At 34.5% G+C, this 22,272-nt stretch carries 23 protein-coding genes; 4 read left to right on the forward strand and 19 right to left on the reverse strand.

The genetic code is table 11. The features are described 5' to 3' along the window. Positions 1–91: 91 nt before the first annotated feature. The 6 genes from AC6CHV_RS03265 to AC6CHV_RS03290 all read right to left on the reverse strand — a co-directional run bounded on the left by AC6CHV_RS03265 (position 92) and on the right by AC6CHV_RS03290 (position 4,578). Complete coding sequence (locus AC6CHV_RS03265; RefSeq protein ID WP_498078119.1) at positions 92–667, reverse strand: TetR family transcriptional regulator; 576 nt, start codon at positions 665–667, stop codon at positions 92–94. 348 nt (positions 668–1,015) lie between these two features. Beyond that, a complete protein-coding gene (locus AC6CHV_RS03270) occupies positions 1,016–1,165 on the reverse strand; it encodes a hypothetical protein (RefSeq protein WP_498078120.1) in 150 nt (49 codons plus the stop codon). Between the two features lie 155 nt (positions 1,166–1,320). Continuing rightward, positions 1,321–2,019, reverse strand: coding sequence for an MBL fold metallo-hydrolase (locus tag AC6CHV_RS03275; RefSeq protein ID WP_498078121.1), 699 nt, complete (start codon positions 2,017–2,019; stop codon positions 1,321–1,323). A gap of 161 nt (positions 2,020–2,180) precedes the next feature. Continuing rightward, a complete protein-coding gene (locus tag AC6CHV_RS03280) occupies positions 2,181–2,489 on the reverse strand; it encodes a hypothetical protein (protein WP_440274068.1) in 309 nt (102 codons plus the stop codon). A 152-nt stretch (positions 2,490–2,641) separates the two neighbouring features. Then, entirely contained in the window at positions 2,642–3,457 is an 816-nt protein-coding gene (locus AC6CHV_RS03285) for a lipid II flippase family protein (protein WP_498078122.1), read from the reverse strand. 293 nt (positions 3,458–3,750) lie between these two features. Then, positions 3,751–4,578: a nucleotidyltransferase domain-containing protein gene (locus AC6CHV_RS03290; RefSeq protein WP_498078123.1), complete on the reverse strand. Its 828-nt coding sequence runs from the start codon at positions 4,576–4,578 to the stop codon at positions 3,751–3,753. A 367-nt stretch (positions 4,579–4,945) separates the two neighbouring features. Between AC6CHV_RS03290 and AC6CHV_RS03295 the strand changes: the two genes are divergently transcribed. Beyond that, positions 4,946–5,581, forward strand: coding sequence for a hypothetical protein (locus AC6CHV_RS03295; protein WP_498078124.1), 636 nt, complete (start codon positions 4,946–4,948; stop codon positions 5,579–5,581). A 383-nt stretch (positions 5,582–5,964) separates the two neighbouring features. Here AC6CHV_RS03295 and AC6CHV_RS03300 read toward each other — a convergent pair whose 3' ends face one another. Both AC6CHV_RS03300 and AC6CHV_RS03305 read right to left on the reverse strand, forming a co-directional pair. Next, positions 5,965–6,351 (reverse strand): ACT domain-containing protein, encoded by a 387-nt coding sequence (locus AC6CHV_RS03300; RefSeq protein WP_498078125.1) that lies wholly within the window; start codon positions 6,349–6,351, stop codon positions 5,965–5,967. 180 nt (positions 6,352–6,531) lie between these two features. After that, positions 6,532–6,753, reverse strand: coding sequence for a hypothetical protein (locus AC6CHV_RS03305; RefSeq protein WP_498078126.1), 222 nt, complete (start codon positions 6,751–6,753; stop codon positions 6,532–6,534). Between the two features lie 369 nt (positions 6,754–7,122). Between AC6CHV_RS03305 and AC6CHV_RS03310 the strand changes: the two genes are divergently transcribed. The 3 genes from AC6CHV_RS03310 (at position 7,123) to AC6CHV_RS03320 (ending at position 8,963) form a co-directional block, all read left to right on the forward strand. After that, entirely contained in the window at positions 7,123–8,130 is a 1,008-nt protein-coding gene (locus AC6CHV_RS03310) for a DUF2268 domain-containing putative Zn-dependent protease (RefSeq protein ID WP_498078178.1), read from the forward strand. A gap of 49 nt (positions 8,131–8,179) precedes the next feature. Next, entirely contained in the window at positions 8,180–8,455 is a 276-nt protein-coding gene (locus AC6CHV_RS03315; RefSeq protein ID WP_498078127.1) for a hypothetical protein, read from the forward strand. A 307-nt stretch (positions 8,456–8,762) separates the two neighbouring features. Beyond that, positions 8,763–8,963: a hypothetical protein gene (locus AC6CHV_RS03320; RefSeq protein WP_498078128.1), complete on the forward strand. Its 201-nt coding sequence runs from the start codon at positions 8,763–8,765 to the stop codon at positions 8,961–8,963. 1,022 nt (positions 8,964–9,985) lie between these two features. On the opposite strand, the gene AC6CHV_RS03325 is transcribed toward AC6CHV_RS03320, so the two are convergent. The 11 genes from AC6CHV_RS03325 to AC6CHV_RS03375 all read right to left on the reverse strand — a co-directional run bounded on the left by AC6CHV_RS03325 (position 9,986) and on the right by AC6CHV_RS03375 (position 21,852). Beyond that, positions 9,986–10,993 carry an asparaginase gene (locus AC6CHV_RS03325; RefSeq protein WP_121445861.1) on the reverse strand — a complete coding sequence of 336 codons (1,008 nt, stop codon included), beginning with the start codon at positions 10,991–10,993 and terminating at the stop codon, positions 9,986–9,988. 37 nt (positions 10,994–11,030) lie between these two features. Beyond that, complete coding sequence (locus AC6CHV_RS03330) at positions 11,031–12,185, reverse strand: ROK family protein (protein ID WP_498078129.1); 1,155 nt, start codon at positions 12,183–12,185, stop codon at positions 11,031–11,033. Positions 12,186–12,358: 173 nt separating this feature from the next. Next, positions 12,359–13,246, reverse strand: a complete 888-nt coding sequence (locus AC6CHV_RS03335) for a TIM barrel protein (protein ID WP_498078130.1) — start codon at positions 13,244–13,246, stop codon at positions 12,359–12,361. 3 nt (positions 13,247–13,249) lie between these two features. Further along, positions 13,250–14,308 (reverse strand): Gfo/Idh/MocA family oxidoreductase, encoded by a 1,059-nt coding sequence (locus AC6CHV_RS03340; protein WP_498078131.1) that lies wholly within the window; start codon positions 14,306–14,308, stop codon positions 13,250–13,252. A gap of 39 nt (positions 14,309–14,347) precedes the next feature. Then, positions 14,348–15,223 (reverse strand): sugar phosphate isomerase/epimerase family protein, encoded by an 876-nt coding sequence (locus AC6CHV_RS03345; RefSeq protein ID WP_121445857.1) that lies wholly within the window; start codon positions 15,221–15,223, stop codon positions 14,348–14,350. Between the two features lie 48 nt (positions 15,224–15,271). After that, complete coding sequence (locus tag AC6CHV_RS03350; RefSeq protein WP_341331317.1) at positions 15,272–16,240, reverse strand: ABC transporter ATP-binding protein; 969 nt, start codon at positions 16,238–16,240, stop codon at positions 15,272–15,274. Then, the gene (locus AC6CHV_RS03355) at positions 16,233–17,222 is read right to left on the reverse strand and encodes an oligopeptide/dipeptide ABC transporter ATP-binding protein (protein ID WP_498078132.1); all 990 of its coding nucleotides are present in this window, start codon (positions 17,220–17,222) and stop codon (positions 16,233–16,235) included. The genes AC6CHV_RS03350 and AC6CHV_RS03355 overlap by 8 nt, the downstream gene beginning before the upstream one ends. Before the next feature lie 15 nt (positions 17,223–17,237). Then, positions 17,238–18,134 (reverse strand): ABC transporter permease, encoded by an 897-nt coding sequence (locus AC6CHV_RS03360; protein WP_121445854.1) that lies wholly within the window; start codon positions 18,132–18,134, stop codon positions 17,238–17,240. A gap of 12 nt (positions 18,135–18,146) precedes the next feature. Then, on the reverse strand, positions 18,147–19,070 hold the full coding sequence (gene nikB, locus AC6CHV_RS03365) for a nickel ABC transporter permease (RefSeq protein ID WP_121445853.1): 924 nt from the start codon (positions 19,068–19,070) through the stop codon (positions 18,147–18,149). A gap of 83 nt (positions 19,071–19,153) precedes the next feature. Continuing rightward, the gene (locus tag AC6CHV_RS03370) at positions 19,154–20,731 is read right to left on the reverse strand and encodes an ABC transporter substrate-binding protein (protein ID WP_498078133.1); all 1,578 of its coding nucleotides are present in this window, start codon (positions 20,729–20,731) and stop codon (positions 19,154–19,156) included. Between the two features lie 671 nt (positions 20,732–21,402). Beyond that, entirely contained in the window at positions 21,403–21,852 is a 450-nt protein-coding gene (locus tag AC6CHV_RS03375; RefSeq protein ID WP_498078134.1) for a GNAT family N-acetyltransferase, read from the reverse strand. Positions 21,853–22,272: the final 420 nt, after the last annotated feature.

Consider the following 22,272-nt stretch of genomic DNA (forward strand, 5'->3'; position numbering starts at 1 on the left):
CCTCAGCATTAGTTACATATTTGTAACTAATGACTAAAAAATAACTTATATGATATTACAAAAGTAATTATACATATAAGTTACACCTTTGTCACTTATCTTTCAAAATACCGTTGAGGATTAATTTCTTTGTAAAAACAAACATCGTTTCTGCATTCAAGCCTGAATGGTTAGGAATTGAAATACTTTGAAAAATAAATCCGAGGATGAGTTCATTAGGCATATCCATCTCAATGTAGCCTTCTATCTTCCCCTGTTGTACTAGATGGATAAGAGGCATATATAATTCAAGATGCATGCCAGAAAGCTGTTGTTTCTTTGCTTCTAAGAGAGGGGCATCTCTAGTAGGAATGACCTCTTGCATTCCCAGAATTAAATGTAAATCCTTGTATTCCATTATTTTTTTCAAGAGTAGATCAATTTTTTCTAGGAAAGACAGCTCCTTAGGAATGGAAGAAAAACTCTCCACTGCCTTTTTCATTTCCCCAAGCATAAAATCCAAAAGCAATTCATCCTTGTTTTGATAGTATTTATAAATGGCTGCACGCGAGACATTTAATTGTACCGCTAATTGACCTATTGTAAAACCTTTATATCCGGTTTTTATGATGAGTCTTTTGGTGTAAAGGAATATATCTGCTTCATCAAATCTCCGGTCTCTCCCCATGGTCGCCCCTCCCTACCATTCATTTTTATTTAAGCATTTCTATTGTTCACTATTATTTCTATCTTTTAAAGGGCAAGGTCTATGTTTTAAAAATTGTGTGAACTAGTCGACTTAAACGGAAGTTTTATCCCCTGCTCATTTTATCATAAAAAAAGATGTTTTAAACACCATGCTGAGGTTTGCAAGTAGTCTTTTGGAATTAGCTGGAATAATAAATGCCTTTCTTGTTCAACTAAACTGCCAAGTTAGTTCAATTACTTCAACAAAAAAGGTGCTAAATCCTTCTTGGATCAACGCACCCGTTTGTTTAAGTACATTTTTTTCACAATCTACTAATTGTCTCCTTTTTTACTTTGTTTTTATTTCTAATTCAAAAATTTTATTTTCTAATGAACTTAAATGTGTTTTTATAAGTTTCAAAGAAATACCCATTGCTAACATAATCACCCCACCTAAGATAAAAACATAAGTCCGTACAGTTCGTCTCATTCGTTTCACTTTTGAAATCTCCTGCATTTAATCAGTTAAATGGCACGATTGTGAAACGAGTATATTATTTTTTCTTTAACTAACCTTCACCTTTACTTCAATAAGAAGGAGCTAATCTCCTTCTTAAAGAAAAGCTCCTGTAAATTGAAAAAAATTATTATTAACTATTTAAACTCAAGCAAATCAGAAATAAATTCATTTATTTTACCTTTTAAAACTACACCGTGCCCCGTACATAAATACTCTACATCGTATTTGGTAATTTTTTTTAAGCCTTCGATAAACAAACTAAAATTATGCTGTTCTCTCATTTCCTTGTTTTGAGACCATTCAGAAACAAACTGCTTATATTTTTCCTTCTCACAAACACCTATATCTACAACATTGCCGCTCAATTGTTCTCCAAAAAAACAGATATGGTCTCCGCAAAATAACACTTTGCTTCTACGTTGATATAGTAAAACAGAACCTTTAGTATGGTGTCCAAGGAGAACACATTCTAAATTACTTACAGTTGGACCGATATTTGGAAGTTTCTTATTTAACTTGTTTCTAATATTTTCTGGAATTAATTCTAAATCCTGATTATGAATATAGCCTTCAATTTCACCTAAAAATTGAATTGCTCCAATATGATCTTTGTGACCGTGTGTGGCAATAAAATGAGTTATATCACTTTTAAAAATTCCTTTCTTTTTTAGTGCGGAAAACAGGAAGTGAGAATGTTCTTCCTTCCCTGAATCAATAAGAATAATATTATTGTTCTCGAGCAACAAATAGCAGTTATTATAAGAGTTCCAAGATTCATCCCACACTAAAAAGGCATATACATTTTTATCTACTTCCTCCAAATATGTTTTCATTTTATCCCCCCATAATCTGCAATTTTAATTTATATATTCCGTTCAATTTTTATTAATACCTTCTTTAACTAAACTGCCCGTTAGTACAATGACTTCAACAAAAAGGTGCGTAATCCTTCTTGGATCAACGCACCCGTTAGTTGAAAAAATTTTTTAATATTTTATATCCTTATGTTAAACGTGAATGTGCTAAATGTACCAAGGATTCCTAATCCTTCTATTAAAAGGACACTGCCATCTTCATAATACAGTTTAACACCAATCTTATTAATAAAAAAATAATCGTCTATTGTTCTATCAGCTACTGTTAAATTATCGTTACCATTTATACATTTATCCCCAACGCACTCTATATCATGTTTATTTGATAGCCATTCATTAAAACTTTCTGGAGAAGGTTTTGACAATGTTAGGATTAGAAAAAATATAATTAGAGCTAAAGTAAAGAAAATAATTCGTTTTTTATTCATAAATTCCCTCCCTAAATTGAATATAATTACCAATAATTACATTTTACACTATGATATTTAAGGAATCCTATTAAAACTTTAACTATCTGCTTCGTTAGCACAATTAGCACCCGTACTTATTGTACAATGACACCTGTACCTTTAAAGAACGTTTAAACTATAAACTTTGTAAACCAAGCTATGTATCTTGCTCCCCATACGAACAAAAATTGGGCAAGTATTGTGCCTAATAACCTTGAAGTTACCATCATTAACGACATATTTTTCAACTTATTGTAGCTTCCTCTCTGATTAACCACATCGTCTGCTATTACAGAGATTTTGGGGTCAATAAAAATAACTAAAAGTATGGTTGCTACCCCATTTATTAAACCTGATGCCATAATTGCTGTAGAAGCTCTTTCTGGGGATAGTAAAGCGGCATATAGTGCAGATAATACACCGATTGTATAGATTGCAGTTATTATCATATTTACACAAAATAGATTTATTGGAATATCCTTAACTCTTGTATCCCGAAGGTATGAAAACTTAGGTAGACTAAAATGTGTTACGCCACGCTTTATGTAATGTAAAGAAAATATCCTTTTAATTAAGGAAGGAACAGACCCTTTTTCCTCTGATAAATATATGATCGCCCTTGAAAATAAAGCTATAAAAGTAGGGAGTAGAATTATTCCAAATACTGTTCCAACCGTTGAAGCGCCAATGAGAATTCGAAATTGAGTTTCTACAAACTCCAGAGCGTTTTCCTTTGGTGCAGTGTCAATTAGACTACCAGTAAAAGGTTGTTGCATCATATTCGCAAGTCTAGAAACGATGACCATTATGTTAAACAGAGATAAGGCGGACGCGATCATTTTTACTCTTGCACCTGATAACCTCACAGCATATGCGAGAGTTTCTATCGAATGTATGATAAAAATAAACAAAGCAATAAATAATAATTTTTCAGTTATGAACTCCATACAGTACCTTCTTTATACAAATTTAATACCCTGATTTTACTATAACCTTCCTCATTCTTCTTCCACTAATCTGCTTCGTTACTTGAATAAGGAAAAAGCGATCCTTCGCAATGGAAGACTCGCACTCCGTTAATTGAACAAAAATGTATTTCATAATGTAGTTATTTTTTTAATTTGAACACTATAAAGTCATTCCCTATTTCTATAACCTTCTAAAAGTATCCTGTCCCGTTAGCTTAACAAGGAAAAAGACCGCAGCCGCGATCTTAACTTTAACTATTTCACCTGTTAGTTCAATAAGAAATATTGGCTTCGTGTGAAAAGTTCGCACAAGCCCACTCGCCCTCTCTATTAAACAACTCATATACAGTCTCACGGTCCATTGGTGGTTCCTCTATCCATTTTAGCAGGGTAAGAATAATAGATTTTTTTTCTGGAAAGTGATGGATAAAGACTTCTGATTGCTCGTGAAGTCGTGTCGTCCAAATCTGAGAACGCACCATCACCATTGAATAGAATGTTCGAATGAGTTTACGGGCGAAGCCTTGCGAAATTATTTTAATCTCCTCGTTTGATGCTGTTTTAAACTTATTTAACGTCCGATTAAGACTCTCACAAATATCTCCGTTGAATCGAATGGCTATCTCTGATATAAGTTTGTAGGGACCAAATCGTTCCCCTAAATCCTCTCCATACACACAAATACAGAGTTCCTTAAGAAATGCATTTTCGTAGTAATTTGAGGGGTCAACCGTATAGTCGTAATATGCAACAGCAATACCAACATCACGAACCATAAACCGATACTTTTGTGACAGTTCCCGAGCCAGGTTCTTTAACTCAGCTATATTAACGGCACTAAGTTTGCCATCAAACAGAGCGATAAGGTCTAAATCTGATTTTAAAGCTATGGCTTCACCTCTGGCTACGCTACCGTACACATAAACACTATGCAATTGTTTAGGAAATAAATTTTTAAGACTATCAACTGATTGTCGGATGCAGGGCACATAGACATTATTAATTTTATCTTTACTAACATCGCTTACAATAAATCCATTAGGGTCTAGACCATATCCAGCTTTTAAAATCACTATTTCATCACTCCCCTCTCCTATCATCCTAACATCTTCCTAATTATTCATTCCACCAAGATAATATAAAAAAGCAGCTTCGTTAGCTTAATAAAACTTCAATAAAAAAGTTCACTTATCCTTCTTGAATCAACGCACCCTTTAGTTTAATAAACTAAGTCATTTCTTACTGTAAATATACCGATACCCCAAATATATAATCAATATTGCTATGAAAGTAATAATCAAATTTTCTATTAACACTACCTACTATTTTGACACAGACTAAAGGTAATCAAAGTTTAAGGACATGAATGGTTGCGTAAATCATGCAACTTTACTGAATATTTTTTATATAGTAGGTAAAGATAAAGTTGCTAAAATTAATATAACGTCATATTTGGGAAGGAATTTTATGAACTCGACATTTTGGAGCAGTACGATATGGTATGTACTCCTTGGTATCACTACGTTCCTTGAATTGGTTATTATTTTGATAAAAGTAAAGGACCGTAAACATGTTATATCTCTATTTTTAACGATAAGTGGAATTACTTTTATTTGTTTTGAAATGGCAATATTAATGTGTTTTAAAGCATACGTTTATTATCCAAAAATTTTTTCAAATCAGCATGATGATTCCGTTGTAGGAAATTTATTCTCTCAATTCTCAGTGACCTCATCTGCAATCCTCATCACTCTCTTAAATCTTAGATTTTACTGGTATTTCCTTATCGCTGCAGTTTACGCAGTAATTGAAGAATTGTTTGTACATCTAGGAATATATAAGCAAAACTGGTATCAAACATGGATGACTTTTATTGGTCTTCTTAGTTTATTCTGGATTACCAAAAGAATAAATCACATTATGTTAAAAAACTTTGGTCGTGTTTGGCGCTATCTATTTATTTTCTTAGGGTTGTGCACGTTGCATTTACATACTATTACTTGGGCTTTCAAGGTTATTGGTATTCGCAAATTAAATGAATGTCTGCTTACGGATAATGATTGCAGTATTGTTGTTATCGCTGGGATTATATGTTGGTTCTAGGGATTATTTCACTCATCATTTATTTCACAAACATCAAGTGGAAGTGGAAAATTGGTGGGATATGTATTCTTTATTTGGCTCATTATATTGCAGAGCAATATCAATTGCTAATGAGCGCGAAAGGTTCGTTTTTTATTTCAACTACCATTAGTATTTGGGGTATGTTTCTGTATATTTTTATCCTTGATTGGTTGTATCCAAAGTCTTAATGCACCAATATTCTCTCATACATTAAGAGGAAATTTTAGATTGGAATTTACATAATCAGTCTTAGGGGTAACCGATTTCTATTCAACTATCCTGCTCCTTTAGTTTAATAACTTCAACAAAAAAGGAGGTTAATCCTTCTTGGATCAACGCGCCCGTTAATGTAATAAGCTGCTTTAAATATCGCCAAAAATGTGACCTTCATTCTCTAATACTACTACTGCATTTTCAATTGAATGACTTTTAACAAGTAGGTAATCAGTATTAAAGGTTGAAATAGCAAAGATACTAATATTATTTTCGGCTAATGGATTCGCTAATGAAGATAATATTCCAGTTAAGCTAAAGTCTAAAACTCCCTCTACTTTTATACACTTCCAATCGTTTTCCACATCTTTAAATGCTTCATCCATCGGTATACTTTCAGAGGGACACACGATAGATAGTTCTTCATCTGTTCGTGTAATAGAAAATAATTCGGAGTTTAATGCCCACAATGGTAATGTTTCAGTTGGAGGAAATTTCACAACGGCAAAATTTGAATCTAAAATTTTTAATTTCATAATTTCAGCACTCCTTTTAGATGTTATTTTAACATTTATTCTCTCAAACTGTTATTTCACTAACCTGCTTCATCAGTAGAATAAAGAGACAGTTTTATTTTTTCATTTCCCACTCTAAGTCTTCATTCATAATCACTTTTTCAAGTATGTTCTCATCTATGATTTTAAAAAGTCCATACCCTATTTGTACTTCACCTTCACCGAAAACAATACCATCAACTTTTGAATCGGTATATCTCTTGTTGTCCAAAGGATTTCAATTTTATTTACTTGATCCCCCTCACTTAACATATCCGACACAGCTTCATCATAATTAGTGTATTTCATTCTATCCAAGATAGATATAAGTCCAACAATAATAATAATTACACTTATAACAGCAAAAGTTATTTTTCTATTCAAACCTTCTCCCACCTTTTAAGATTTAATGTTCTATAAATCCACTGAAAATACCTTCATTTAACTATCCTGCTCCTTTAGCTGCCAAAAATGGCAGCTGCTTCATAACTCTTGCACCCAAAAGTTTAAGTACGTTATTTCACAAACTTTAAACACGTTTTTTTCATAAAATGCTTTTTCCAGTGAGCCTAGCATAGTACAGGAAAGGTTAAAGCTAAAGAAATTTATGAAGTGATGGGCTAATTTTATCCACCAGTCTATATTTTTTTCAGAGAGGGTGGTCTAAAGAGTTAACAGTAACAGGAATATAAGTAGGCGATAATTGGAAATAGAGGGAAATTTAGGTTATACTAAAAATAGTTTTTAAATTTGGTGGTGATTAAAATTAATAGACTAATTCCTTTTTTCATATTTTCCGTTATTGCTGTATTACTTATCGGTTGTACTAATAAAACAAGTGAAGTTGAATCACCTAAAGATTTAAATATTAAGAACCCCATCATTGTGAAGAATGGCAATCAGGAATTTAAAATTATACCCTTTTATACTCAAGTATTAGATTACATAGACAGCGTTTCAGAAATTGAACAACACGAGAAGATGGAAGAACATTACTATCAAAAAGTTGTCGAACCATTTCAATTAGATACTTTAGGTAAAGGAGAGGGGTATTGGATAAAGAACCTTTATGCTTTTGCAACTCCTAAAAACACTAAAACTTTAGAGGAATTTGTTTATTCTCTAATTAATAATCAAGATGAAATAAATAAAATAATAGAACAAGCCTTGATTAAATCATCTAATACCCTTCCAGGCGAGAATAAGAGAGTGTATTTATTTCCTCCTAATCCGGATAACATGGATGGTATCAATTTAATGGGTGGCGCTTCTGGGAACGCAGTTAGTAAGGATGTAATCATAATACGGATTGATCCATCTTCATTTAAAGAGGATTTGTTGGAGTATGCTGTTGCACATGAATATCATCATACTATATATATGGAGAGCGGAAATGTAAACTGGAATAACACTTTATTAGATTCAATTATTCTCGAAGGAAAAGCGGACACTTTTGCCAAAAATCTGTACCCCGATATTACTATACCGTGGATAGAACCTCTTTCAGCCCAAAAAGAAAAAGAGGTATGGGAGCATTTGGAAGAAGATTTATGGTCAATTGACCTTGACCAATCATTATATCGCGATTATTTTGGAAATCCAAACAAAGGAATCCCCCGTTGGACTAACTACAAAATTGGATACCAAATCATGAATTCCTTTTTGGAAAATAACCCTTCCGTCTCGGTCCATGACTGGACACTATTATCTGCGGAGGAGATTTTATCAAATAGTAAATATGGAGATAGGATTTCAAAATAAAAGTTTATTCTACGGTATTCATTCTCAAACTCGTTCTTAAGGAGGAAAAATGAATAATAAACTTCATATTCCTAAAGCTTTTATACTCCCCAGTCTACTATTAATTTTACTGACAACTACTTTCTTAGTGATGGGATTACTACAAAATACATTGGAGCAATTTTCGTTTTTTATAGGATTAGCCTTTATTGCTATAGGAGTAGCTAACTTCATGTATTCAATAATTGCAATATCAGATAAAAGAAAAACTAGAACTATCATCTTTCTCTTCCTAGCATTGGCTTTTTTTATTATGTCAGGAATATTTATCACACTAGTTCAATAATCTTCATTGCCGACCATTACTGGTCGGCTTTTTTGTCAAAGTCGATTAGTTTCTCTGGGTTATCCATTAGGAATGTACGATTTTAAACAAATTCACACATTCACCAAAAGCGAAAAATCCACCTATCAAAAGTGGACTAGTCTATTTGTTATTCAATTAAAGCACCCGTTTCTGGAATAAACAAGAGCTCATATTTAATAAATTTAATTAAATAGTAATCTGGTTTATACCTTACCTTGCATCACTTTATAAATTATAATGAAAGTATTAAATCTTAATACCGCTATGGAAGTAGAGGAGAACATCTATGAAAAATAAACATAGATTTGTAATGAATATCATTATAGTAATAACATTTGTTATTGTTTCCAGTTTTGTATTAGTACTTTACGCTAAGAGAGATGCTTTGTCAGAGGTTTATATGGCTTTTCTTCCTCTAGCTATTACAGCTGTAGTTTGTTTTGTATTGAATACAATTAATAAAAAGGAAGATAATAAAGATAAATAGTATTCAAAAAATAATCTTGATATTTAATTTTTACAAAAAAGTCGATTTCCTTTACGTTGGGAAATCGACTTTTTTTGTAATCTTATTCAATTAAATGTCCCGATTGTGGAACAAGTTAAAAATTATTCTTCAACTAACCTGCTTCTTTAGTTGAATATCTTCAACAAATAAGTGCATTAATCATCTTGAAACAACGCACCAGTTACTTTAATAAGTAAAAAGTGTGACTCATTAGGTATCGCTATTAGTTAAACTTTTTGCTTTCATCTTAGACTTTAAATTTAATATAAACTCATACCCAAAAGCTACTAATAATCCAGTCCAAAAAATTACAACTGAATTAAAAGGCTCACTTTCGTATATTAAAAAAAAATATAATTTATTAATAACAGGAGCATGTAAGTGTAAAAACCAACGATTGCTCCTTTTCTCCAATTAATTTGCTCTTTTTTAGACATATTTCTGAAGAACTTCATTTTAACCCTCCACAATATAACTTGTATCTTCACATTTCTATTCATGCACTTTAACCATTCCACTAAATCTGAACATAATAGCATTATTTTACCATAAAAACTATGATATCTTCTTTCGCTAAACTGACCCTTTTGTTTAATCACTTCAACAAAAATAAACGACAATTCTTCTTGGACTATCGAACCGTAAGTTTAAGTGAAAGGCTTTCAAATTTTACCTAAAATTAAAATAAGAAAAAAGAAAGTGCTATTTATAAGGTTTAGTATGCTTACTCCACTTTGGTTTATCTAATGTTAGAGGGGGTTAATGGAAGAACTATAAGCCAATTTATGAGCTATAAGATAAATTACATAGAAAAATGGAAATGAAATAATCGAATTCCATCCGGGATACTTATAGTAGCCCAACCATAAGACACAAACGAATGAAGGCAAAATTAAAAGACCTGAGTCCAGTGGAATATTGAACTCAAGTCTTAAAATTCACTTAACATATTTGCCTAACAAATGGTGCAGTTCACCTACGGTAATCGCTTCGCAAGTTTATTATGCTTTGCTAAGGGTAAACGTTTCATTAACTCTTCCTACTTCGAAACCTGCATCATTCTTTACAATTGATGGTTTTAATTCTCGTAATCTCGTAATGGTTTCTCTATTATAATACCCAATTTGTTCGAGTATGGAGGCTACGATGCTTGGCCAGACATCTTCTGAACCATTTAATACCTTTAGTGCAAAACCGAGTTTTTCTTTTTTCAACCCGAAGCAATAGACTCCTTGTGCGCCTCCTTTGGCAACAATGTTATCATCCTGCAACAAACTAGAACAAATGAATTGATGTGACGCGACCATGTTCGGATGAGTATTCATAATGGCGGTCATTTCTGTAATAGCTTTTTGTAATTGTGGGTCTTCAATTAAATTTGGACATGCTAATTTCAAGTAGGAAATTGCCATGTTTTTTAATGGAATCGCAAAAACAGGTACACCACAGCCATCCAATCCACTCTTAATCTCAAAAACTGGTACTTCAGATAATGTGGAAATGATCTTCAAAATTTGTTGTTGAAGTGGATGACTCACTTTCCAATAACCCTTGACTGGGTAGCCTAATTCACGGCAAACCGCGATAAAACCTATATGTTTACCAGAGCAATTATGGAAGAGCCTTCTTTTTTCGATGCCCTTTCGTATCATGTCCTCTTTCGGTTTTGTATTCAAAGGATAGGAAGGCGGACAAAAAAGTTCGTCTTCATCAACAGGTAGTTTTTGTAACATTGATTCTAGGGCCGTGATATGGTAATCTTCTCCCCTGTGTGAGGCGGTGAACAAAGCAGCCTCTTCTGTTGTCAGACCATATTTCGTGACAATATTAGCCAAAAATACAGGTATCGCTTGTAATGGTTTAGATGCTGACCGATAATACGTGTAATGCTCTTGACTTCCTAAATGATAAGTTGTTTCTAGTCGTTCATTCACACCACAAATAATTCCTGTATGAACATTCTCAGTCAATCCAGCCCTTGTTTCTTCTACTAAAGGTATAAGATCCATTTTTAAGCTCCTTGCATTATAATTTAAAGACAACTACTTACTCTATATCCAGCAACTTATTCTGTGCCTGTATCGCTGCACCAAGGACGACTCCACGATTACTAAACTGTGAATATACAATTTTTGTCTTTTCTTTTAACGGTTCCCAAATGTATAAATCGCACTTTTGTTCAATTGCTTCTTTTATTTCAGGGAATTTTTCTATTGTATTCCCACTCAGAATAATAACCTCTGGGTTGTAAATAGATAATATATTACTTATCGCAAGGGCAATATACATGGACGTTCGATCTAATAAATTTACTGCCCACGATTCTCCATTTCGGTAAGCATCGAATACATCATCGATTGAGTCCAGATCCTTTACCTTCCGACCATCAGCCAAAATTGCACCTTCGGAAATATACGTTGCAAGGCAACCAATTTTCCCACAATTGCACACGTTTCCGGTCGGGTTTACCATTGTATGTCCAATTTCACCTGCATTATTTGATTCTCCCCGGTAAATTTCACCGTTCAAAATAATGGCAGCCCCTATTCCTGAACCAATACCAACTAAGACTGCATTTTGTGAGTCCTTGGCCATTCCCATAAAATTCTCAGCAACCACTTTCATTTTCAACTCATTGTCAACAATTACATTAAATGAGGTGAGCTGTTTTAGGTCTTCAGCTAGTTTTACATTTTTCCATTTCAACTGATCTGACACTTTTACAACCCCATTTTTGTAATCAATATAGCCCGGTAATCCGATGGCTAATCCAATAATTTTCGTAGAGGGTATGTTATTAATGTCTATTAATTCCTCTATATTCTTCTTTAACTTTTTTAGGGTATCTTCATACCTTTCTATGGCATCTCTATAAAAGCTTTCAAATGCAATTATTTCTCCGACATAGTTTACGATACCAATTTTCACGTTAAACTTATCAAGCTCAATCCCAATTGTATAAAGAACGCTTCCACATACATCAAGCAATGTCGCTCTCCTACCAACACCAGAAGTAACGAGTTCTGTCTCCCTGACAAACCCTTGCTCATGTAATTCGTTTACTATCCTAGTGATTGATGTAGGACTCATTCCTGTTATTTTGGCTATTTCCATTCTTGATACAGGAGAGTTTCTTTTTATGATATCTAGCACTAAGTTTTTATTTTGTTTTTTCATTAAAAACTGGTCGTGTTTTTCCATTCAAATACCTTCTTTAACATAATATTGATCCATTTTATATAGCTATTTAAGGAATCATGTTAACTCTTTCATAAAAAGAACTAACATCATTCGTTAAAATAACATCCTAAAGAGAACTCCTCCTCTTTAGGATGTTTAAACTGAGATAGGACTTACTTACTATTGTATCAGTTTTATTTGAATTTTTTAATAAACGTAATAGCCTCAGAGATGTCTTTAACTGGTCTTGTATCGACTTCTCGTTCAATCGTTAAATAACCGTTATAATCTATTTCCCGTAAGGCCGCGAAGTAATTTGGAAAATCAACAGCACCTTTACCTAGTGGCAACTCTCTAAAATACTCACCAGATGCAACCATCTTGGCAATCTTTTCATGGTCTGTACCACATCCATATCCAAGTGCACCATATACATCACGGGGATCAACTGGTTTTATTTGAACTCCATCCTTTACGTGAGTATGTACTATATACTCTTTTAAGAGCTTTACACCCTCAACGGGATCATCACCCGTTACCATGACCATATTTGCAGGGTCAAAATTTACCGAAACTCCATTTGTACTTAAGCTATCCAAAAACATTTTCAATCTTAAAGCTGTTTCTGGACCCGTTTCAATAGCAAAGAAGGCATCCATTCCTTTTGCATAAATCCCTAATTCTTCGCAAGCCTTTTGCATACTTTCATATACATGACTGTCTTTTTCTTCAGGTACAATCCCGATATGTGTTGTCACAATATTTGTACCTAGTTCAACAGCTAGATCCAAAATTCGTTTTGACTTTTCAACTTTCCATTTGTTTTGTTGGTGATCTTGAAAACCAAGACCACCCAAATCTCCACAAAGTGCAGAGATTTCTAGCCCTAATGACTCGATATAGGATTTTAATTCCTTACGTGCGGCTGAATTTAAATTCTCAGGTGCCATTTCACCATCAACAGCATAAATTTGGACACCATCTGCTCCCATTTCTTTTGCTGCTTTTAATCCTTCTAGAAGAGGTAGTTTAAGACTATCGACAATTACCCCAATTTTATTTGCCACTTTTACATTTTGCATCTGTTAAAATGTCACCTCACATTTCTTTTCGGAGGCTTCATAAATTCCAGCAAGTATTTTCATAATTTCAACACCATCTTCCACAGGTGCAATTGGTTTCGTCCCAGATAAACAACTGGTTACAAATGAATCAATTTCATTTTGAAATGCATTTGAGAAATCAAATGTTAGGTGATCAATCTGTGGTTGAACGTTAAGAATTGTATCATTCTCTTCGCTAATTATTACTAACTCTGGTTCGAGTTCAGCCCCGCCTTTTGTACCAAATAACTTCACCTGTATTTCATCCTTTTTAGCATGAAGGGTGAACGATACATCTACAAATAAGGAAGCACCATTCTCAAATGTAATCAAGGCATTCGCCAAATCTTCGACCGTATTTTTTTCTTTATCATAGTCTGCTGCTTTATAAAAACTTAAATTCTCTACATTTCCACGGTTGCCTAGCTGATTATACGTATTTCCAGAGATGGACTTCACTTTTGGACGTCCCATTAGATACCAACATATATCAATAACATGAACACCAAGATCGATTAATGGGCCACCGCCTGAACGTTCTTTATCAGCAAACCATCCACCTGGGTTTCCCAAACGTCGAAGGCATGATGCTTTTGCATAATATATTTCACCTAATTTTCCATTATCAATAAAAGATTTTAATACTTTCGTATTCGTTGCAAATCTTCTTACAAAACCAACTTGAAATGTTTTATTATATTTACGCGTTGCCTCTTCTACCTTTAAAGCCTCTTCAACAGTCATTGACAGTGGTTTTTCAACGAGAACATGTTTGCCACCTTTAAGGGCGCCTATTGAAATTTCGGCATGCGTATTATTCCAGGTACAAATACTTACTGCATCCACATTAGGATCATTAAAAACTTCCTCCAAAGTGTCATAGACATTCCTTATTCCGTACTGCTCAGCTTTTTCTAATGCTCTTTCTTTTGAATAATCGTAAACACCGTACAAAATGACATTTGGGTTGTTCGCATAAGATTGAAAATGCATATTAGAAATTGAACCGGTACCAATCACACATACTCGTAATCTATCCAAATTAATCCACCCTTTCAAGGTTGTTATTGTCTATCATTATCATTCCACTTCATTCCAAAGTCTTCTTACATTATCCATTCCAATTTTAGAACCGATTTTACTATCTTCCATACCTTCAAATTCAACAGTCAAATAGCCATCGTAACCTGATCTTTTAACAATTTTCATAATCTCGCGGATGTTTAAATCTCCATGACCAACAATTGCTCCACGTAAATAGTTTTCATTTACTGTCCTGAACCAAACACCATCTCCGGGGTTTTCATAGTAAGGACGAATATAGAAGTCTTTAAAATGAACAGTTGCAGCGTATTTAATATTTTTCTTAACTCCAACTAGTGGATCTTCATCGATACAAAGGAAATTCCCAACATCAAGTGTTGTTTTGAAATTTTCACGATTCACTGCATGAATGATACGTTGTACACGGTCACTAGTTTGAACATTAAATCCATGGTTTTCAATTGTAGTTGTAATACCAAATTTGGCTGCATAATCAGCAACCAGTTGGCTACCTTCAACTAATTTTGACAAATGCTTATCAAAATAATGAATCGTCATATCTTCTTTTGGTAAGGTAAACGCTGTTACATCGTGCCTCATTATCTTAATTCCTAAACGATTCACAATATCAACATGTGTTTTCAGACGCTCAACTTCCTCCTCAAACGCTTCTTGAGTTTCTTGAACAAAATTTGCGGGTAAAGAATAAGCTGAAAGCTCAATACCTAAGGATGCCGCCTTTTCTTTAATTTGATCTGCTAATTCTACATTATCTACGACAGAGAAACCGTATGGGACGATTTCCATATGCTCTCCACCATTATCAGCGATCCATTGGATTACATCTAATACTGTCATCTTTTCATCTCTTAATTCTCTTACTAAACTGTATGTACTTAAACCAACCTTCATCATTATCACTCCTATTAATTTTTGTTTACTAAAAATAAGTTAAATCTACTATTCTACTAAATGACATGCGATAAAATGATCTGCTTCTGCACCTTTTTTTACTTTAGGTTCCGTAACTTTACAAATATCCATAGCAACTGGGCATCGAGTATGAAACTTGCAACCTGTAGGCGGATTTACCGGACTAGGTATATCACCTTGTAAAATAATTCTTTCTCTCCTTAATCTCGGGTCAGGAATCGGGATTGAGGACAATAATGCTTTTGTATACGGATGTTTTGGCTCAGAAAATATAACCTCTTGCGGTCCAGACTCGACAATCGTTCCTAAATACATAACCCCGATATGGTCGCTAATATGTTCAACAACACTTAGGTCATGTGAAATGAACAAATAGGTTAAGTTATATTCAACCTGTAAATCCTTCAATAAATTTAATATTTGAGATTGTATCGATACGTCTAATGCTGATACTGGTTCATCTGCGATAATGAGTCGCGGTTTCATAATAAGTGCTCGAGCAATACCAATACGTTGGCGTTGGCCACCACTAAACTCATGAGCATAACGATCAGCGTGATAATTGCTTAATCCAACTACTTCTAAAATTTCAGATACTTGCTTATTTCGTTCCTCTTTTGATAGATTTGTATGAATAACAAGAGGCTCAGCTACGATATCCCGTACTTTCATTCTTGGGTTCAGAGAGGCATATGGATCTTGAAATATCATTTGAACCTTTTTTCTCATAGCTTTTAACTGAGCTTCTTTTCTTTTAGAGACTTCTTCTCCATCAATCCAAATTTCACCTTCACTTGGTGAAAGTAACCTTGAAATCAATCTTCCTGTTGTTGACTTACCACACCCACTTTCACCGACAAGGCTAAATGTCTTACCTTCAGGAATCTCGAATGAAACATCATGAACAGCCTTCAACATTTTCTTTTTTCGAAACATGCCATTGGGAATTTCAAAGGACTTTTTTAACCCAGCTACTTTTAAAAGAGTATTAGACAAGAATGTCCCCCCTCTCCTCTTTATATAGCCAACACCTACAGGATCTATTTTTTTCTAGTGTCATAACAGGTGGTTCTTCTTCAAAACAAATTGACATGGCATCGTTACATCTTGGGGCAAATTTGCATCCCTTTGGTAGATTACTAAGATCTGGAACATTCCCTTTAATAGAATCAAGTTTATCCCTTTTTTGACCAAGTTTTGGTATAGAGCCGATTAATCCTTTCGTGTAAGGGTGTCTTGGGCTTTCAAATAAATCAAACACATCCGCCTCTTCCACTACTTTTCCAGCATACATTACAACAACTCGATCACACATCTCTGCCACAACACCTAAGTCATGTGTAATCAGTAGCATGGACATATTTTCTCTTTTTTGGAGCTGTTTCATTAAATCCAATATTTGAGCTTGGATTGTCACATCAAGTGCGGTTGTTGGCTCATCAGCAATTAATAGTTGAGGTTTGCAAGAAATCGCCATTGCTATCATGATTCTTTGTCTCATCCCACCAGATAGCTGATGTGGAAACTCGTAAATGATTTCCTCGGCACGTGGAATACCTACCTTTTGTAAGATCGAGATTGCATGCTCCTTTGCCTGATTTTCCTTATATCCCAAATGAAGTCTAATCGGCTCCATCAATTGTTCCCCGATTTTCATAACAGGATTCAAGGATGTCATCGGCTCTTGGAAAATCATCGCAATTTGTTTCCCGCGAATTTTTCTCATTTCACTTTCAGATTTATTCGTTAAATCTCGGCCATTAAATGTAATATTTCCTCCACTTATTTCACCAGTCGTTCCTTTAAACAGTTTCATGATTGATAGTGATGTTAGGCTTTTTCCACTACCCGATTCACCGACAAGACCAAGAACCTCACCTTTATTTATATGAAAGTTCACGCCATGTAAGATTTTTATTTTTTGTTTTTCCTTCTTGAATTCGGTTTCAAGTCCTTCTACTTGTAGTAACATCTCCATCCTCTTCAAACTCCCTTATTCATTCTTCGTTTTAGGATCTAAAACATCACGTAAACCATCTCCAACAAGGTTGAAAGCCAAAACTGTTAAAAAGATGGCAATTCCAGGCATCATCACCACGTGTGAGGACGTACCTAAATAATCACGCCCGAGACTTAACATCGCTCCCCAATCTGGTGTTTCTGGACTTGCTCCTAAACCAAGGAAGCTTAAACTTGACGCAGCTAATATAGCTGTCCCTATCCTCATTGATATAAAGACTATTAAACTACCAAGAGATTCAGGAAAAATATGTTTGAACATTATCCTAAAATGCGATGCCCCCATCGATTTTGCAGCTTCAACAAAAACGGTTTCTTTCCCCTCTAAGGTTGATCCTCTAACCAATCTTGCAAAGGAAGGGATGCTAAATACGGATACGGCGATCACCACATTCGTTAGTCCTGGACCTAAAATGGCTACAATCGCAATAGCTAATAATAGATCCGGAAATGCGAACATTACATCACTGGATCTCATGATGAGGCGATCTAACCATCCACCGAAATAACCACTTAATAGCCCAAGAATTGTTCCTGCGATAGCCCCTAACAATACAGAAAGAAAGCTAACACTCAACGAAATTCTTGCACCCACTAGTAATCGACTAAAAATATCGCGACCATATTCATCTGTTCCTGCAAAGTGCTCCTTACTGGGGCCTTGTAATGTTTCATTGTAGTTGGGTTCATATGGATCGTATGGAGTAATGTATGGACCAATAATGGCAATTATTATTAACAATAAAATAAAGATACTTGCCCAAAATGCCGTCTTTTGTCTTTTCCAATTATTCCAAAATTCTTTTGTTGGAGAATACTTATTTTCTTTTATCACGATACTGCTATTACTTACTTCCCTAGAAACTTCCATAACTACCCTCCTCTATGCTACATAACGGATTTTCGGATTGAGAAAACTATAAAGAATATCGACAAATAAATTCACAAGAATAAACTCAATGGAAAACAATAATAACTCAGCTTGGATTACTGGGTAATCCCTAAATGAGATAGAATCAATTAGTAACCGTCCCATTCCAGGAAAGCTAAAAACGGTCTCTACTACGACAGATCCCCCTAACAAGAATCCAAATTGTAATCCTGCAATCGTAACCACTGGAATTAGTGAGTTTCGTAACGCGTGTTTTGGAATAACAACTGTCTCTTTTAAGCCTTTTGCACGCCCAGTTCGAATATAGTCTGCCTTAAGTGTTTCAAGCAATGATGATCGAGTAAAGCGTGCGAGCATCGACATTATTCCTGCTCCTAATGTGATAGAGGGTAAAACATAACTTTTCCATCCTTCTGCTCCACCAGTCGGAAACCATCCTAGCTGAACAGAAAAAATCTGAATTAGAATTAGCCCTAACCAAAAACCTGGCAATGAAATCCCAGATACAGCCGTAACCATCCCTAAGTAATCTGGCCATTTATTTTTAAATACAGCTGAAAAGGTACCTATAAGTAATCCGAAAATTAACGCCCATACCATACTAAATAAAGTCAAATAAATGGATGGCATAAAGCGATCAACAAACATATCCATAACTGGTAATCCAGTTTTTAGGGAAGTACCTAGATCACCTTGAAACAAATTGCTCATATATGTAATATATTGTTCCAATATTGGTTTATCGAGGCCTAGCTCGGCTCGAATGATATTCACCTCTTCTAATGAGGCATCTTTACCAGCAACCAATCTTGCAGGATCTCCTGGGATTAAGTGAGTAAAAAAGAAGATTAATATCGAAACAACGAATAGGATAGGAATCATTTCGATGATCCGTTTTAAAATATATTGGAGCACATTTGCTAACCCCTTTCATAAGAAGGAAAGAAGCATTGGGATTACATCCCTCCGCCCCTTTTTTACTATTACTTACTGTTTTTTCACTTTAGATTTGCATCTGTTACATTAATACTGCCTGTCGGAGTAACAAACACACCTTCAATATTCGCTCTTGTCCCTGCTAAGATTTCATCAACTCCAAGGAAAATCCAAGGTGCGTCTTGATAGATTGTTGATTGGATATCACTATAGAATTGTGCCTGTTTGCTCTCATCTGCTGTTACATTAGCTTCTTCAATCCATTTATCCACTTGATCATTTTTATAGTAAGCAGTATTGGCGCCATTCGGAGGGAACGACCCACTGTAGAATAATGGTTTTGTCGCATTTGTAATGTCAGATGGATATGCTGACCAGCTTACATACCACATTTGTACTTTGGCTTCTTCAGGTGTTTGTGGTCCGTAAATCTCGTTTGAAAGTGTTCCTTCTTCCATCGATTTTATTTCTAAATCAACTCCAATTTCTTTTAATTGTTGTTGAACAAATTGCATACCTTTCATTGTATCTGAGTTTGTATTTCCCCATATTTCCGCCTTAAAGCCATCTTCATAACCTGCTTCTTTTAATAATTCTTTTGCTTTCTCAATATTTTGATCGTACACTTCCTGTTTTTGGTAATGTAGTGTCTTGCTAGGAATAACAGAATCTAATGGTAATCCAAATCCTGCGTTTACTACTTTAATAAACGCATCTTTACTTACAGCATAGTTAAGAGCTTGACGAACCCGAGGATCATTAAATGGTTCTTTCATTGTGTTAATTGATACATAACGGGCGATTGTAGAAGGTATTTTATGAATAACTATGTCGTCATTCCCTTCCAACTCTTTCAAGTTTTGATTTGGTAAAGGATAAATTAAGTGAGCTTCACCCGTTTTTAGCATGGCTACACGTGAACCATTTTCCGGCACAGGTTTATACGTAATTGTCTTCACACGATCTGCTTCGCTCCAATATTCGTCAAAACGCTCGACTGTTAAATGATCTCCTTGAACCCATTCAACAAATTTGAAAGGACCTGTACCGACTGGATTTTTACCAATCTCCTCACTTCCCTTTTCTAGGAGCTTAGGGCTCAGCATTTTAGCTGAAATAAATCTTGTTAACATTCCACTATAAGGCTCCTCTAATGTTACTTTAATCTCATAGTCATCTACGACTTCTACATTTGTCACAAGATTAAATCCACGACTACTTAAACGAAGGCTATCATCGTTGATTATTCTTTCAAAGTTGGCCTTTACAACCTCGGCATTGAACACTTCACCATCATGAAACTTTACACCTTCACGAAGCTTAAAAGTGTATGTTAATGCATCATCACTTATGGTATGTTCTTTAGCTAGTAGATTAATAATCTTTCCTTCCTCATCAGTACCTAGTAGACCCTCCAACATTGCAGACTGTACGGATCCTGAATTTGTATCTCCTGTATCATGTGGGTCCATTGAGATGAAGTTTTCATTCACTGCTATTACTAATTCTTTCGCTTCCGATTTGGTGGTATCTCCACCATCATTCTCTTGCCCACCACTTTCTTTACTAGAACATCCTACAAACAATACCGACGAAACTAAAACAATCAACAGCGTCTTCCAAAAATTTTCCTTTCTCAAATGACTTCCCCCTTGTTTGTTTTTTTCAGGTATTTCGTCTAGTTGTAGTTATTTCTCCCCCGTACACCTGACAAATCATGATTATCATTACTTCTATCTCCTCTGTTAATTTCCAGAATCATCGATATGAGTAATCCTAAATTCTTTCTAATTTAGTTCACCATGTTAATAAATAACTAAAAATATCCCCAAACAACTAAATATACAGGCTATATTTAGTTTAATTACTCCACTGGTGAAATTAATTAGGAATTTATTGCTATTATAACCTGAGTTTTATACGTTTACAACGTATTTTTTTGTAAAACGTGAATTTTTTGAATATATTTTATATACAGCCGTATTTTGAATTGTTTCTCTCTTTTTCTCACTCTTGTTTTTATATAACCGACTACCTTCTAACAAACTATATAGACTAAGTGAATTACAATTGAACTATAAATGCTGAAGAACTTTTTTTATTTTTGCCACCCCGTTGCACTATCAGATTTTAACATAATATCCATATTCGATATTCACTTAAACTGCAGCGTTAGTTTAGTAACTTCAACAAAAAAGATGCATTAATCCTTCTTGGATCAACGGACCCATTACTTTAAGTACAATCTTACATTCACAAAAACAGGCGATAACCCTTCTTGGTCTATCGCACAGTTACTTCAATAAGAGGATTATAATTTCTTTTCAAAATAGGATAAGGAGAGTTGTTCATTTACTATGATCTCTTTAATAGTTTGAAATCCATTCTTTTTATAAAAACTAACTGCTGGAATATTTTTAGAACCTGTTGCTACCTTTATTGTTTCAACCTCGAACTTAGTTTCAATGAAATTTAATAGCAACTGTGCAATTCCCTTTCTAAAATGGTTTGAATGTACGATTAACCTATGGATATCAACTTCATCTTCTGCTACTTTTATAGATATTACTCCGCATAGTTTTTCATTTTGATAATAACCAAAGAACGTTTCTCCGCAATGCTGCAAAGTATGAACTGTATCCTTTAATGGTGGTATTTCATATGAACCAATTATTTCTGCCTCTACCTTATATGATGGTATTTGAATGTTTAAAACATCTTCAGCATTTTTTCTATTACTTATGTCAATTATTTTAATCAAGGTACCCCTCATTCCGTTATTTTATTTTTTCACTAAACTGTACCTTTAGTTCAAAAAATATATCTAGTCCAAAATTAACTAGAACTGTTTCTTTCATCGAACCGAACAATATGAAAAATAAATAATGATTGATTCTTCGCAATCCTATGACATATAATTTTTAAAACGCCTCTGTAGCTCTAGAAGGGAAGAGCGCCGGAAAACATTGTAGCCACCGGGTCGCAAGGCAAAGGTTTCAGAAGCACCGAAAAGCAAAAACAGCTGAGACAGGTGAAATTCCTGTCGGTGAAATTCCGTAGGGAAGCGTGTTCTCCCTTAGCCTATGCTTACGAAAGGAGTGCGGGTTCGAATCCCGTCAGAGGCATCACCTTTCTTATGTCCCAATTTATTTTTACTACGAAATTAAAGGAATTAACTTTA

It is taken from the genome of Ferdinandcohnia sp. GQ5 (genome assembly GCF_059759275.1).